The organism is Shewanella frigidimarina (genome assembly GCF_003797125.1).
Lineage (GTDB): Bacteria > Pseudomonadota > Gammaproteobacteria > Enterobacterales > Shewanellaceae > Shewanella > Shewanella frigidimarina.
Map to the genome: position 1 here is coordinate 57,287 of NZ_RKKE01000001.1, position 16,660 is coordinate 73,946.

A 16,660-nucleotide genomic window follows, 5' to 3' on the forward strand; every position below is an offset into this window, starting at 1 on the left:
TTGTCGCGACAGTTTTATGTTCATTGTTCATCATCATCCCTATTTGGGGAGTATTAACACGCTAGCGCACTGTTAATCACAACCCACAAAGAACGACTTAGGCAACCAAATTGGTTGCCCTTTTTTTATGTTCATTTTGTGTTTTACACAAATAAAACCAAAATCATTATCATCAATATTTACCGCGACCATATGCATAACTAATAGCTTACTTGAGCTCCCCTCAGAACTAAACTAACAGTAAACAACTAATTTTAAATAATTAATCCCAAAAAATTAAAAAATTTACAGTATCGATTTCCAGTTCACTTCAATGCTATTTTAGCTTTCAAAAACCTCGCCAGCCCTTCGAAAACATCAGCAAATAAATCAAAAAATCTACTCTGACAAAATAAATAAAAAAAAATTATTTTATTTGTGAACTTTCCTGATTACGCTCGGTCTTATTTATTGTACGAAAAAGATGTAGCTTGAAGTAAGTGCAGCATAATGAGTTAATCTCCTCTCCCGGAGATAAATGATTACACTGCTTAGTGATTTATCCTACTTACCTCAAACTTCAGTTAGGATTGATTTACTGCTATACCGTTTTAATGTTCATTGTTCATCATCATCCCTATTTGGGAAGTATTAACACGCTAGCGCACCGTTAATCGCTCCCCACAAAGAACGACTTAGGCAACCAAATTGGTTGCCCTTTTTTTTGGATTAATTTTGTACTTTTACATTGATAAAACCAAAAAGCCTCATCAGCGACATTTACCACGGCCATATGCATAACCAATAACTTACTTGAGTTCACCTCTGAACTTAAATCAACATAAGCACCTAATTACAAACGCTTTAATAATCGATATTATCGAATCCAGGTTAACTCTAACGTTATTTCTAATTTAAAAAATGCATCCTTCCTCCAAAAATATCGACCGGATAGCTCAAAAAAGTGACTATCACAAAAATAAATTAAAAAAAGTCATTTTCTTTGTGAACTTTCCTGATATCACCCGGTCTTATTTATTGTACGAACAAGTATGTAATGATTAAAATGTAGTTTGAAGTAAGTGCAGTATGATGAGTTAGCCTTCTCCCCCGGAGTTAATTGATTACACTGCTTAGTGATTTATCCTTCTTACCTCAAACTTCAGTTAGGATTGAGTTACTGCTACACCATTTTAATGTTCATCATCATCCCCATTGGGAAGTGTTAACACGCTAGCGCATTGTTAATGACAACCCGTAAAGAGTTATTTTGGCAGCCAATATGGCTGCCATTTTTTTGTCTTTTTTTGATGTAAAAAGGTCATAACATTTTCTTGTTAAAAATTGAGTAAATTATCTAACTGAATTTGCAATGAAGGATGATAACCAGCACGGGCTTTTGTATAGATTTCAGCCAACTCTTGTTGATAACCAGCAATTTGTAATTCAACAAACAAAGGTCTTACAAATTTACCTCTGCCAATGCGGCATAAATAATCACTTAATGCAGGTAAGACAGGATCATAATGATTACGGATGGCGACGCGATACCAATCACACGCTATTTCTGCATTAGGACTGTTTGTTAATGTAAAAGTCTCATCTAAATCTAATAACGTAACTTGGCTTACCATTAGCGGTAATTGAGTCAGAAAATATTGCCAGTGATGAACTCGCCAATCGCTCACCAACAACTCACTTGCCAAAGCGCCTTTGACGATAGCTTCCACAGCCAAATCAACTTTATCCAAGCTGCTTGATGTAGGGCCTTTAAACCATAGTGGTAATCCTTGCCCGTACACCCACTCATTGAGTTCTGAGAGGGTTAATTTATCGTGATGCTCCACCAGCAATGTCTGTGTTGCATAATCAATGAACGTTTCGGTGGTAATCGCGCTAAACGAAAAATGCTCAACATAACCAAATAGAAAGCGATCAAATGAAGGCCGCCCTAATCGATTTTCCAGTTCATGAACAAACATCGATGCTTTATCGTAGGTAAACCGATTAAATGCCAGATTAGGATCTTGATCTTGTACATTGGCTGGTAGAGTTTGGTTTGCTAAGGGAGTAGATTCGATTTCCACTTGCAAACGTCCGTACTCGATAACCCATTCAAGTTCTGCCTGCTCTCTACCATAAATAGCTTCAACAATACGATTGGTAAAGTAAGTGGTAAATCCTTCATTAAGCCATAAGTCTCGCCAAGTCGCATTACTGACTAAGTTGCCTGTCCATGAATGGGCTAATTCATGAGCAACCGTTGAAACAAGACTTTTATCCCCAGCAATTAGGGTGGGAGTCATAAATGCCAGCATAGGGTTTTCCATGCCACCAAAAGGAAAACTCGGTGGCAATACAATCATGTCATAACGGCCCCAAGCATAGGGTCCTAGTATGGACTCTGCCATTAAGATCATTGATTCGGTATCTTCAAATTCTTTAGCTGCAGCTGCAAGCATATCGGGTTCAGTATAAATACCACTTCGAGGTCCAGTGGCTTGAAAGCTTAACTCTCCAACAGCAATGGCTAATAAGTGTGTTGGGATAGGTTTGTTCATGCAAAACTCAAACACACCATTATCTGGCAGTTCTGGTGTATTTTCAGCACTCATTACCGCGCGTAAACCTTGCGGAGCGGTGACGGTCGCATTAAACGTTATGCGTGCTTTTGGGGTATCTTGTAAGGGTATCCAGCTGCGAGCATTAATGGGTTGCGATTGGCTAAACAGATAAGGTAATTTTTTTCCTAGCGTTTGTTCTGGTGTAAGCCATTGCAGCCCCTGTGCTGTTGGTGAGGTACGATAATGGATGACCACCTCAGTTAAGTGTTCCCCCACATCAATAACCAGCTTTTGACCCAATATGGCATTCACATCAGTCACATAATGCGACAACACATTAGCATCGCTGTCAGTGACATCTTCTATGATCAAGTCTCGGCAATCTAGCACTAATGAAAGTGCAGCCATTTTTCGGGTAAACTGTAACCTGGCAATGCCATTAAGTTGCTGTAAGTCAAAATTAACCACAATATTAAGTTCAAGATGATGCACGCATAAAGCATCAGTATTGGCACTTGAATGGTAATCGTGTTGTACGTCCCATTTTGAAGTCACAAAAAATCCTTACCGAGAGAATAAAACATGAAATTTAGCAAAGATAATAGCATTTGCATCTAAAAATATGCTGTAAAAAGTCGCATTAAAACCTCATCACTCAGAGTTGCCACGCTTATCAATTCAAAGCATATAGATTCATTAAGCAACAAAGTGGGCTCTGCGCAATGCCAATCTTCGCTTTATACTGCTTTAAACTTAATGGGTCCTATCGAAAAATAGCTTCCCATTTAATTTTTACCAGTGCATTGATATCCGAATTTTCGACTCAAATTTATTTTTAAATAAAAATAAGCACTTTTTTTTACCTCCAAGGGAACTAACTTAAAAATGACTAGTCTGAATATATGAACCGAATTTGCATTACTTTATTTACAGCTAGTAGCGTTTTTTTGTTCATCATCATTCTCCTATTTGATAGTAGTAACAATCTATCGACAGTATTGCCCTTAGCAATAGCAGCAACCTCTTAGTTAGGTTGCTTTTTTTTATCTTTTTTTCAACGCAAGAAAACAAAAAAGGCCTCAAAGAGGCCTTTTTAAGTTTACAGAAAGTTCGCTAATTAAAGCTTGATACCCACTTTCTCTAAATCTTTAGTAATCACAGATGTTGGTAATGGCACATAACCATCTTTCTCAACAATTTGTTGACCTTGCTTAGACAATACGAAGCGTAAGAATTCACGATCCATTGGCGATAGGTCTTTGTTAGGGTGCTTGTTTACATAAACATATAAGTAACGAGAAAGCGGGTAAGTACCGTCAGCAGCATTAGCAGCCGTCGCTTCGATAAACTTATCGCCTTTCTTAGAGATAGCGACAGCTTTTACACCAGCAGTTTTGTAACCAATACCTGAATAACCAATGGCATTCAATGACTGTGATACAGACTGAACGACTGAAGCAGAACCAGGTTGCTCATTTACGTTTGGACGGAAATCGCCTTTACATAACGCTTTTTCTTTAAAGTAACCGTATGTACCAGACACTGAGTTACGACCGTAAAGCTGAACGTCTTTTGCAGCCCAGTTACCATCTAAACCGGCATCCCCCCAACGGTTGATTTCTTTACCGCCACACTTATGTGTAGAAGAAAAAATCGCATCAATTTGTTCAATGCTTAAGCCTGTTATTGGGTTATCTTTGTGTACGAATACGGCTAGTGCATCAATTGCAACACGTACTGCCGTTGGCTGGTAGCCATAATGTTTTTCAAACGCTTCAACTTCATTAGGCTTCATCTTGCGGCTCATTGGGCCGAACTGAGAAGTTCCTTCAGTTAACGCTGGTGGCGCAGTAGAAGAACCTGCAGCTTGAATTTGGATATTAACGTTAGGGTAAATATGTTTGAACTCTTCAGCCCATAACGTCATCATATTTGCTAATGTGTCAGAACCGACCGAAGACAAGTTACCAGAAACACCGCTGGTTTTTTCGTATATTGGTAAAGTAGGATCAATAGCAGCCATAGATGCTGCTGAGAATACGCCAGCGGCTGTAAGAGTAATCGCGCCGACAAGTTTGTTCAGTTTCATTTTAATGCTCCAGAATTAAGCGTACTAAGTTTTTAAAACGTAGTCAGTATCGACCTCATTGATGACAAGTCTATGACATTGACATGACAGTTGTGTGACACTAGCAGTAAAACTGACTTATTTGATAAAACAAATAAAAAGCCAATTAAGATCAATTACTTACCAAAGATAGATGGTAAAAGGTTAATTTATACAATAGATAAATAACCACTAAACACATTATAAACAAGATAATTACTGCTTAAAATTATAGCAATAACGCTATATTATGACATTCATAATAATGGTTGAATTTAAGCAATTTATGCCTTACCAGCGATTGATTCAACACTATCCCCCTAAGACTAATTACATTAACATTCCTTAGTTGTTTTGAACTGATTAGGTCATTATTATTAGTTATTTGAATTAAGGTGCAGCAACAAAAAAACAGCACGAATGCTGCTTTTTAAGGATTGCACATCTAGATGCTATCTATTGCCGAACTAACAAGTGCGATGGAATAACAAAACTGAAGATACTGCCTTTGCCATACTCACTCGTCACCTTAAGCTCACTGTGATGATGGTTTAAAGCATGTTTTACTATCGCTAACCCTAAACCACTGCCGCCAGTTTTACTTGAACGCGCATTATCTACTCGATAAAAGCGTTCAGTTAAGCGGTTAATATGTTGTGGAGCGATACCCACCCCAGTATCTGCCACCGAAAACAACGCTCCGGTTGCAACACTTTGCCAATTAACCGAAATCGTTCCACCAGGGCTGGTATAACGTATTGCATTTGAAATCAAGTTGGAGCAAGCACTGCGTAATTGCAATTCATTGCCATGGGTATTCAAACCCGGTTCGCAATTAAACACTAATGTATAGTCGGTGCCAGCAAGGGCTTTGGCCTCTTCTTTAAGAATTTCCATCATCAATGACATATTAACCGTTTGCGATAAATCAATATCCACAGCATCTTCAATGCGCGACAGGGCCAACAATTGCTCAACCATAGATTGCATTCGAGTCGTCTGTTGCTGCATCAACGATAGTGGTTTGTGATTAGGAGAGTCTGCGTCTTCCATGGTTTGCATAATTTCTAAATACCCCTGCAATACTGTCAGTGGGGTCTTAAGTTCATGGGAAACGTTAGCCACAAAATCTTTGCGCATACCTTCTAACTGATGAATTCGAGTGACATCTCGAGCAATTAACAACAATTGTCGATCGCCATAGCTCATTACTCGAATTTCAAGTAATCGCTTATCTGACACCGGAGAAGGGATTTCTAATGGTTCTTTGTATTGTGCTTTCTTTATATAAGTCGAAAAATCAGGATGGCGAATAAGGTTATCAATTCTCTGACCATTATCTTGAGGCCAAACAAAGCCTAAGATTAATTGAGCGAGCTTGTTACACCATAAGATATTATGTTCTGCATCAAGTACTACTGCCGCATCTGGTAAGGCCTCAGCGCCTTGACGAAAACGAGCTAATAAAGTCGCTAACTGACCCACTCGACGACGATTCTTGCCTTGCAGGCGATATATTCCATTGAATACCCCCTCCCAGCTTCCACGCCCTTGAGGAGGCGTAAGCTTTTTATCTTTCCATAACCAGAAGTTTAAACGAGTAAGTTGACGATAATGCCACACAAGTAATGCAATCGAGCCTAATAGCATTACGATAACAACTTGATTGAATAAAGCGCCGATAAGCATAAATAAAACAAGCAATAAAGCTAACCGGAAAAATAAACGATATCCAGAGTACGAGATAAACATAGGCTACCTAAATACGAAAGTAACGCCGCCAACACATTCAGTGCCGTTACTGATTATTAGGGCTAACGAGGAACCACAAGATAGCCTAAATCGACTATTATGGCTAGACAGCGAAAAAAACAGTTTTTAAAAAGCCCTGCTTAATATAGCAGAACTTTTCAAGCAGCCAATACGAATTACATTCTGGTTGAAAATCGATAACCAGCACCACGAACAGTTTGGATCAATTTATCATGTCCACCCTCTTCTACGGCTTTTCGTAAACGTCTGATGTGCACATCGACAGTTCGATCTTCAACATACACATTGGTGCCCCAAACGTTATCGAGTAACTGCTCACGGCTGTAAACTCGCTCTGGATGAGTCATAAAGAAATGCAACAAACGAAACTCTGTCGGTCCCATATCGAGCACGGCGTCACCAACGGTCACTCTGTGACTCACAGGGTCGAGTTGTAATCCTTGCACATCAATGGTTTCTTCTAATCGCGTAGGTGCGCTTCTGCGTAAAACGGCTTTAATTCGTGCGACGAGTTCTTTAGGTGAAAAAGGTTTAGTTATATAGTCATCAGCGCCCACTTCAAGGCCTTTTACTTTATCTTCCTCCTCCCCACGTGCTGTCAGCATAATAATGGGGATCTGACGAGTAAATTCATCTTGCTTTAAACGTTTAGCTAATTGGATGCCACTACCACCAGGGAACATCCAATCCAATAAAATTAAGTCAGGGTATGGCTCTTTAAGCAACTCAATTGCAGAATCAAAATCTTCAGCTGCAGCTGTCGTAAAACCATGTTGATCCATCACAAATGTCAGCATCTCACGGATTGCTGATTCATCTTCTACTATTAATATCCTAGCTGTCATATTGGGTTTCTACGTTAATTTGCCACGAGACTATTATTGGACACTTTTGTTACAGATTTATGATCTAACAGCTAATACTGGCATTAAATACGCCTTTTTGTCATAAAAAATTCATTGCTGTTAATGTGATGTAACTTAAAACAAGCAGCAAGCCGTTTTTAAATAACCTGCTAACCCGGTAATATAGCGTATTCCATTGGCCATAACGCCAATAAAACGGGTAAATAAAGCTTATCAACACAAAAGAATAACGGTGAAATGGAGGCTAAAAGATATTATTTATAGGGCACTTTAATACCACTGTGAGGTTCAGTAATCTCAACTCAAGCTAATAAGTGGATCACTAATTCCCTTTACTCCGCTATCAGCGCAGCACCAGCTTACAACAGGTATTCCATTACACACCAATACGTTTGTGAGCAATACATAGACTTATTTGAGGTTTCAGACACAAAATAACATCGTTACTATCGACTCCTCTGCTATTTTATTCCAGTGGTGAAGATTAAACGAAAAAAAGGGCCTAAGCCCTTTTTTGGTTATTACCTAAATCCACATACTCATTCAGATTAAAATTTGTGCTCTAAACCTACACCGATATAACTATCATCTTGATCATTTGAATCAAATGAGTTGGCAGTGTAGAAAGCAAACAACTTAGTAGGCTTACCTAATTTGTAATCAGCGCCGACAGACCATGAATTACCTTTATTTTCCATGTCTTGGTATTGGGCTTTTAAGGTCACATCATTGATTCCATAAGCCGTGCTTAATACGAAGCCATCATCTTTGATACCACTGTCTAGTTTTTCTTGTTGCTGGTACATACCGCCAATGACTAGACCTGCTATTTTGCCCTGAACCGTGGCGCGAGCAGTGTCGTAACCTTTTACTTTTGAATCATAGGCAATCGCTGCATATATTGGTGTGCTTTTTAGGCCTGCATCACCGTACATAACAGCCATACTCACACCATCTTCACCAGTAGTGTTGTCACCAACAACTTGGTCTGAATCACCAGATGCAACATAAGTCACACCTGCTTGGAAATCACCAAACATTGGCGTGTAGTAAGTGGCAGTTTGTGCCATGCGGTTTTCACCTTTAAACATGGTCTTCATATCGCCAGCAAGGTCGTTGAACTGATCGACTTTACCTTGTGAAACTTTTAACATCGTGTCGTTACGACCAACAGATACGGCACCAAAGTTACCTTTTAAACCAACAAACTGGTTACGGGCTTTAAAGTTTTCTTTAGTATCGTCACCGGTATCGACTTCATACTCGATAGTGTAGAAAGCTTCAAGCTTCTGACTTAATTCGAACTCACCAGTCACACCAAAGCGTGATGCATTACTTTGAATAGTCGTTTCAGTTTCATCGTTAACATCATTTGATTGTGCTGTTACATTTAACTTGCCGTAAACTTGAAGAGGATCTGCGGCGTATGCACTTGAAGCTACTGAGACTGCCATTGCAGAGGCTAATAGAGTTTTACAAAAAACGTTCATCATTTCATCCTTTCGACGCTAAATTCGTCATGGTTATTGGTTTGGAACGAGCGGAATTCTGCCTCTAAAATGTTTCAGAAATATTTCACTACTTGATTAATGACTTATATTCGTCGACATTTCAGCGATAAAAATATTCGAAACCTAGCTATAACAGTAGTTTCAGGATGTTAAATTCAATTGTGACAATTTGATGAATTCTGATTTGTACGATTGCAATTAGCCTTGCAGAGCACTTTTTTGGAGGTTTACCGCTTCGCTTCTATCCCGTAAACTTAGCTTATTGTCTTTTTCTTCTTTAATTAATGAGAGCCTTCTATGTGGTTTAAAAATCTCACCTTGTATCGTTTCAACAAACCTTTCACAACCGACACTGAAACATTAGAAAATGCCTTAGCAGATTTCACCTTCTCACCTTGTTCAAGCCAAGATATCAGTAAATTTGGTTTCTCAAATGCCCTAGGTAAAAAAGGCCAGGCATTAGTACACAGCGCTGAAAACCGTCACTTACTCTGTGTCACCAAAGAAGAAAAAATTCTTCCAGGTCAAGTGATAAAAGAAGCGCTAGATGAAAAAGTGGCAGAGATTGAAGAGTTAGAAAATCGTAAAGTCACTAAAAAAGAAAAAGACACCATTAAAGACGAAATCACCACAACATTATTACCTCGTGCATTTTCTCGTCGTAGCCAAACTCATGCTCTTATCATGCCTGAGCTAGAGATGATTTTAGTCGATAGTTCTAGTGCAACTAAAGCAGAAGAACTATTAGCGTTATTGCGCAAAGCCTTAGGCAGCTTACCGGTAATCCCGCTAAGTTATGCCACACCAATCGAGTCAACGCTAACGCAATGGTTACAAGCGGGTGAAGCGCCTGCACCTTTTGAAATGCAGGATGAAGCCGAACTTAAATCAGACTCTGATGAAGGCGGTATTGTTCGCTTCAAACAACAAGTGCTGCAAGAAGATGAAGTACTAGCCCATATTGCAACAGGTAAGCAAGTGCACAAATTGGCATTACATTTTGGCCAGTCAATTGCCTTTTTGATGCAGTCTGATGCCAGTATTAAACGACTTAAGTTTTCTGAAGAGTTTAGAGCAGGTAATGATGAAGTTGGTACTGAAGATCCATTAGCACGTTTAGACGCTGATTTTGCCTTAATGGGCAGTGAGTTAGTAGCTTTCGTCAATGCGGTAAATCAAGCATTTGGTCCTTTAGAGCAGAGCGTCTAATACCATAAGGGTAACCCATGAAACTTTACGGTAGCTTTACGTCTCCTTTTGTTCGGCATTGCCGAATAGCCTTATTGGAATCAACATTAGATTATCAATTTATTGAAACAGATCAGGCTAGCAGCGCAAAGCTATCCCCAACTAAGCGGGTACCTTTTTTACACGATGGTGAGCTATCGTTAACGGATTCAAGCGCTATCTTGCGCTACATCCGTCACAAGTCATCAAAAACGTACCTTGATACCGTGGTAGAACTAGATCAGTTTTGCATGATCAATACTGCGCTAGACAGTTCAATTAACTTGTTTTTCTTATCTCGTGATGGCGTTGATATTGAGCGTTTTGATTACACAATCAGACAAGCCCAACGCATTAACGCAACACTAGCTGAATTTGAAAAATTCGAACTACCGCTATACGGACCGTTTAATGATGTGCAATTGCGCTTAGGTTGTTATTTAAGTTGGGCGGTTTTCCGCCAACGGATTGATATCGAAGATTATCCAAAACTGAAAATATTTTTAGCCACAATAGAAAAAGAGCCATTTTTTATCGAAACGGCTCCACCGGTGTAATCCTTGACATAAAAATGCCCTGATAACAGGGCATTTTATTTTCTTCAATGCTGGTATCTCAGTGCTCAAAGCACTGTGACCCTAGTTGATTTAGTCAGTAGTGTTAATCCACTCACCCTCGTCATTAAACGGCCATTTAACCCCCAACCACGCTTTATAAAACGCTTTGTGCGCATCAGTCACCTTATCCACAGGCGCAATTGATAAGTCACCTTTGGGTTGTTCAGTTAGGAGTAAACTCACTTCTTTTAAACGCTCATCCCTGAATATGCTTAGTTTAATCGTATCACCAACATTAAAATCATTAAGACGTTTAGTTAAACCATCCGCGGTAACCTTTAAACCATTAACCGCAACAATTTCATCTCCGGCAGCAACACCCGCATTCCAAGCTGGGCCATTTTTTAGCACACTTGCAATGATTAAATCGTTATATAAGCCAGACAACATCATTCCAGCATCTACTTCTGTTTTAGGAGATTGACCATAAGTCGTGATCAAACCAGCATGTGCCAACAAGTCATCAAAAGGTAAACTAAATGGTTGGTTTACATATTCAGTCCACCACGACTGGTAATCTTTACCAGAAAGGTTTTTTAAAATAGATTGCACGTCCGCGACGTTATAACTTAATGGAATTTTGTATTGTTGATAAAGCGCTTTATGGACATCTCTATATGAATGAGCAAGTTGCGTATCGCTTAGCAAACTAAAATCAAGTGCCATTGAAGCCAAGTAACCTTCAGAGTAAATATTCACACTGTGATTAACCGCATAATCGCCCCAAGTGCTACTCCACTGGCCTAAACTTGCTTCTGCTACAGATTGGACTTCACGACCTGGGTTATGTTGATTAAGCACAATACGTTGACTTAAATCGTCAAAGAACTCTTTGGCTGTTATCACTCCAGCGCGTAACAATAATTGATTTTGGAAATAACTGGTGGAGCCTTCAGCCATCCACAGTAAATCGGTCATATTTTCCGACTGATAATCATACGGAACCAGCCCTTGAGGTCGGTAAGCTTTAACATTCCAGGTATGAATAAACTCGTGCGAAGCGGTACTAATAAAACGCAAATAATCTTCGCGTTCACGAAAATTAAATCGTGGTAGTTGGATAATGGTAGAGTTGAGATGTTCTGTTGCGCCACGAGCACCACTGGTTGCATGCACCATGTAAACATATCGCTTAAACGGGTAATCAGGCCAAATAGCCGATGCCTGGCCACTGATTTTAGTGAGATCTGCGACAATTTTTTGAGTATCGTAATTGCCTTCGCCCCAAAATACCACGTCGTAATCACGACCATCAGCCTCAAAGCTGACATGCTGGTTTATGCCGGTTTCTATCGGCGAATCAACTAACACATCATAATTGGCTGCTTTAAATGAATGTGATGTGTTGCCTTTATCCATGCCAGAATAGCTTTTCCAACCTTCTGGTACTTCCATGTTGACAGTAACAGGTTGCTGACGAAATTCAGGGCTATACATAAAGACACCACTGGCATCTAAAAAAGCATGACTACTATCAATGTGACGTAAACGCTCACCAAGCTCATTGGCATGCAATTGATATGTAACCTTCACCGATGTAGGTTTAGTTAAGGCGATTTGCCATTCACCGCTGGCGGTACGCTTCCAAGGTAATGACTTCCCTTTGCTGTCGGTCGCATGAAACAATCTTATGCCATCTGCAACGGGTAATACTTGATAACGACCCGTTCGCCATACCGGTAAATTAACCGTTAATACGTCCAAATCCGACGGAGGAAATGAAACACTCACTTGAGCTAAATGGTGTGTAGGTTGATTAATATCGATATGGTAATCGACATCTGCAAGTGCTGGCATTGCCCAACTCATCGAAAAAATGGCACTGCTGGTTAAAATTGCAAGAGAAGTAGGTTTCACTCTAGGTTCCTTCTGGTATGATTCTATTGTTTTTATTTTAAATTCCGAACAATTATAACGATCTAGACTCATTAACACAGTGGCAATTTGCAACTTAGTGAAAAACACTCTCTACGAACATCAGATCAACGTACGTTTATTTATTCATATCACGTGAAATGAAGTCCACGTTAACTAACACTATAAAAGGTATTTCTGACTATGCTGCGTTGCTTTTATTTGGTCATATTATGTTCGATACTATTAAGTTCAATGGTTTCGGCAAGGGATATTGAGCAGCAAGAAATATTGTTCAAAGAAAATCCACAAAAGCTTTATACAAAGCTAATGAGGGCCACCGAGTTCCCGTTACAATTTTCAAATAATGTGGAGTTTGAGCAAGCCGCTAATGAATTAAGTTACCCTCCAAATGAACTCCATCGTGATTTAGAGCTATTAGCTAGGCTCAATTTAGAAGCAAAACTGACATCACCAACTAAATATCAAGATGCCGAATTGCTCATAACACAATTAGACGCGATAGCATCAACCACACTTGAACAAGCTGTCGTCATTATGCTTAAAGCGCGGATTAAAGGGCGTCAAAACCAAGAATATAATCAGGTGATAGTTGAATATAATGATGCGCTGAATATGGTAAACACAGATGTCAGTTTAGAAAGCACGCTGTTTAAATCAACGCTTCATGAACAACTCAGCATGTTACATTCACTGCTCCTTCAACCTACTCCAGCATTTTCTCACTTAAATCGTTACCGCGATATTGCTTACCAATTACACAATAATTATTTTATCTCCGATGCCGAAACCCAGTTAGGTCGTTATTACAATCTTAATGGCGACCAAGCCAAGTCACTACAGCATTATAGTGAAGCATTTCGTTTAGCTAATAGCCTAGACTACCCAGGAATTAAAGCACATACACAACTTAATCTTGCGCGTACATACCGAGATTTAGAACAATGGGATGATGCACTAAAATATGCTCATAATGCGGCCGAAATACTTCAAGCGATAGGCCAAGATGTCTACTTAGCCGAGACCTTAACGGTTATCGCAATGATTTACGCAGGCCAAGATCAATGGAATAAAAGCATTGACTATTATTTAAATGTCCAGCAAGTCAATGAGCGTATGGGAAATGAAATAGCCATCGGACTCACCTACAACAACTTAGGCGAAGCTTACTTCAAATTAAATAATATCCAAGCAGCATTGAACGTAATGCAACGTGCAAATGATATATTTAGGGCTCGAAAAGTAGAACATTACTTAGTACACAACGAACTACTATTTGCCCAAATAAATACTAGTGAAGGCATGTGGAATGAGGCGATTGATCATGCGAGTAAGGCTATTGAACTGGCTAAAAAGAAACATTTAAATGATGTGCAAACAGAAGCATTAGGCTATTTATCTACCGCATATCGAAAAACTAACAATCCCAACGCAGCACTTGCAACAGTCGATGCCATTGTTGAACTGATCAATACATCGCAAGAAAAAACCGAACAAACAAATGATTTCTCTGAACTCACTGAACAAAAACTAAAATTCGAGCTGGGTTTATTGCAAAATAAACTACAACAACAAACTGCGAAAAATAAATACAATCAATTTATCATTTTAGTATTAATTCTCGGTTTTAGTATTGCGATTATCGTGTTGATATTTATCTACAGAAAATTTCAGCAACGAAATACTTTATACCTTAACGCCCAACGTTTAAATACCATAGACCCAATAACACAAGCACAAGGTTACAGGGCATTTATTCAACGGATAAGCACACTAAAACACACAGAATCTAAAACGCTTGCGCTTGTGAATATTAATAAATTAAACAATATTGATATTCAGCTTGGCCTCACTGAGTCTGTAGTATTAATGCAACATTTTAATAGCCAGTTCTGTAAACATCTAGATACTGAAGTGTTTATCATTCGTTCAGGATTAATTGCATGTTATTTTGATAAGCAATATGACGCCGAAAATATCCTACATGCTGTCATTGAGTGTCTTAAACAATTACAAGAGACCCAATTTACCATTCCTAACTTTGCTAGCTTATCCGCGGTTCAACATGCCAGTATTGGCCACATTAATTTACCATTACTGGGCAACCCAGATGCCAGCATCAGTGCAGAATTACAATTTGAAACATTGCAATTCGCACTAGCTGCAGCAATGGAGATAACCGAGCAACCCGCTTATGTGTCATTGCGACCACTTAATTTTGCACCAGCGGCTGTTTTTATGCGCCCACTATATTTAAATCTGACTCAAGCACTTAATCGCGGCATCATTCGTGCGGAAAGTAATCGTAACACCCAAGATATCAACTGGCCGAAAAACTAATCGTTTAATAAACATGCAACTGTAGCCAGTTATGAGATTTAGTACGGTAATTGGATTTGCTGCACAACATTATTGAGATAACATTACTATAATGTTAGCCGATGATAGGTTAGTTACTGTGAATTCCATTTGCTGTCTAAATTAATATCCTAATCACGGCAATTGATGCCTTTAGCTGAAGAATGAAAGTAGGCACTGCAAAATGAATGAGTCAAATACAGCGATAACTCAAATTTCGTTGATGAAGCAAAAGCTCTATGCAGCTAAACTTGCTCTGGAAGAGATTAATATCGATCGCAATGATAAATTGAAAACATTGATTCAATTTATTACTCATCTGAGTCTTGCTTGTAAAGGGCAAAATTTAGAACTTGATAATAAACTGGCTAAATTGCGCCATCATATGCACGATTTTGAGCAAATTGACGAGGCACTGCCAGAACTCGTCGATATCGAAAGACTATTAAAATCTCAATATAGCCATACCATGACTCGTTTAGAAGACAGTCGTAATGGGCTCAATCGAGTGATCCGTCAGATCCAACGAATTAACTCTGCGCCAGACAAACTCAAAAAAGAAATCACCTACTTTAAACAAGAATTAGGCAAACCATTCCATACCGTATGGGAATATATCCCTAAAGTAGAAAAATTGATTTTTTTCTATGAAGAAATTTTAAAACACGAATTTGCTGATGCCGATAATTACGAAATTTTGCCTCACCATGTTCAGCTAGCTAAAGAGCTTGCCGCTAAAATTGCTGAAATTGAATTTAGAAAAGATCAACGCGACCAAATTCTAGTTATAAAAGAAGTGTTACTTGGTGATATCAGCTTAAATAACTTACTGGAATCTTACCAATCGATATTGAGCCTGCTGTTAGAGAATATTGCTCGCGAAAAAAACGCATCACAAGACTTTTTATTTGCCCTCAATGATGCTCTGACTATCGTTCGCGATGTGGTCAATAACACCCATAACAATAACCAACGTTGTGAGCAACTTAAAGGCCAATTAAATAAAGAAATCAATTTACGCGTCAATAACGCCGACGAGTTAGTGGTAGATGCCTATGATCTTAGCCAATTAAAGATTCAACTGACAGTGCAGTTATCTTCACTTCGCGATTCACTGTCTCGTAAAGAGGCATTAGAACAACGTGAGCAAACCATCTTACGTAAATCAATAGAGTCAATGCGTAAAGAGCTCAATTCAATGAGCCAGGAAGCGAATAGTTACAAAGAAAAGCTATTTGAACATCAAAAGCTCAACCTTCTCGATCCGCTTACCCAATTGGCAAACCGTACGGCATTAGAAGATCGCATGGAGCAAGAATATCGCAACCATGTCCGCTTTAAAACGCCACTGTGGATAGCCATTACAGACATAGACCACTTTAAAAATATTAACGATAACTTTGGCCACAGTACCGGCGATAAAACCTTGCAAGTCATCGCTATGGCATTAAAAAATTCATTACGTGATAGTGAGTTTGTCGCTCGTTATGGCGGTGAGGAATTTGTATTACTATTACCTGATGTTACTGATGAGCATATCTCTCAATTATTGAATCGAGTAAGAGAGAAAATCAAAAATATTCCGTTTAAGTTTAAAAATCAGAGAATTACAGTTACATTATCTATAGGTGCTGCACAAGTCATGGAAAACGAAACGCTTGAAGAAGCTTTCGAAAGAGCCGATGCTGCATTATACCAAGCAAAAAACAACGGCAGAGACCGAGTCGTAATTGATATCTAGCCCATCCCAAGACGATTTTCTTTGGACTCGGCATCAAATACT

The 16,660-nt window shown here is 39.0% G+C and carries 10 protein-coding genes; 4 read left to right on the forward strand and 6 right to left on the reverse strand.

Translation table 11 applies throughout. From position 1 onward, the window contains the following. Positions 1-1,316 precede the first annotated feature (1,316 nt). The 5 genes from EGC86_RS00275 to EGC86_RS00295 all read right to left on the reverse strand — a co-directional run bounded on the left by EGC86_RS00275 (position 1,317) and on the right by EGC86_RS00295 (position 8,782). Entirely contained in the window at positions 1,317-3,098 is a 1,782-nt protein-coding gene (locus EGC86_RS00275) for a M1 family metallopeptidase (protein ID WP_123776273.1), read from the reverse strand. A 562-nt stretch (positions 3,099-3,660) separates the two neighbouring features. Next, on the reverse strand, positions 3,661-4,632 hold the full coding sequence (locus tag EGC86_RS00280; RefSeq protein ID WP_011638215.1) for a PstS family phosphate ABC transporter substrate-binding protein: 972 nt from the start codon (positions 4,630-4,632) through the stop codon (positions 3,661-3,663). 474 nt (positions 4,633-5,106) lie between these two features. Then, positions 5,107-6,402: a phosphate regulon sensor histidine kinase PhoR gene (phoR, locus tag EGC86_RS00285; RefSeq protein ID WP_011638216.1), complete on the reverse strand. Its 1,296-nt coding sequence runs from the start codon at positions 6,400-6,402 to the stop codon at positions 5,107-5,109. Between the two features lie 176 nt (positions 6,403-6,578). Further along, entirely contained in the window at positions 6,579-7,268 is a 690-nt protein-coding gene (gene phoB, locus EGC86_RS00290; protein WP_011638217.1) for a phosphate regulon transcriptional regulator PhoB, read from the reverse strand. A 569-nt stretch (positions 7,269-7,837) separates the two neighbouring features. Next, the gene (locus EGC86_RS00295) at positions 7,838-8,782 is read right to left on the reverse strand and encodes a porin (RefSeq protein ID WP_011638218.1); all 945 of its coding nucleotides are present in this window, start codon (positions 8,780-8,782) and stop codon (positions 7,838-7,840) included. A 315-nt stretch (positions 8,783-9,097) separates the two neighbouring features. Here EGC86_RS00295 and rdgC point away from each other — a divergent pair, with 315 nt between their 5' ends. After that, positions 9,098-10,009 carry a recombination-associated protein RdgC gene (gene rdgC, locus EGC86_RS00300; RefSeq protein ID WP_011638219.1) on the forward strand — a complete coding sequence of 304 codons (912 nt, stop codon included), beginning with the start codon at positions 9,098-9,100 and terminating at the stop codon, positions 10,007-10,009. 17 nt (positions 10,010-10,026) lie between these two features. Further along, positions 10,027-10,584, forward strand: coding sequence for a glutathione S-transferase family protein (locus EGC86_RS00305; protein WP_011638220.1), 558 nt, complete (start codon positions 10,027-10,029; stop codon positions 10,582-10,584). 90 nt (positions 10,585-10,674) lie between these two features. Here EGC86_RS00305 and EGC86_RS00310 read toward each other — a convergent pair whose 3' ends face one another. Then, the gene (locus EGC86_RS00310; protein ID WP_123776274.1) at positions 10,675-12,501 is read right to left on the reverse strand and encodes a M61 family metallopeptidase; all 1,827 of its coding nucleotides are present in this window, start codon (positions 12,499-12,501) and stop codon (positions 10,675-10,677) included. A gap of 201 nt (positions 12,502-12,702) precedes the next feature. Here EGC86_RS00310 and EGC86_RS00315 point away from each other — a divergent pair, with 201 nt between their 5' ends. Both EGC86_RS00315 and EGC86_RS00320 read left to right on the forward strand, forming a co-directional pair. Beyond that, positions 12,703-14,859 (forward strand): tetratricopeptide repeat protein, encoded by a 2,157-nt coding sequence (locus EGC86_RS00315; protein WP_123776275.1) that lies wholly within the window; start codon positions 12,703-12,705, stop codon positions 14,857-14,859. A gap of 202 nt (positions 14,860-15,061) precedes the next feature. After that, positions 15,062-16,618: a sensor domain-containing diguanylate cyclase gene (locus EGC86_RS00320; protein WP_123776276.1), complete on the forward strand. Its 1,557-nt coding sequence runs from the start codon at positions 15,062-15,064 to the stop codon at positions 16,616-16,618. Positions 16,619-16,660: the final 42 nt, after the last annotated feature.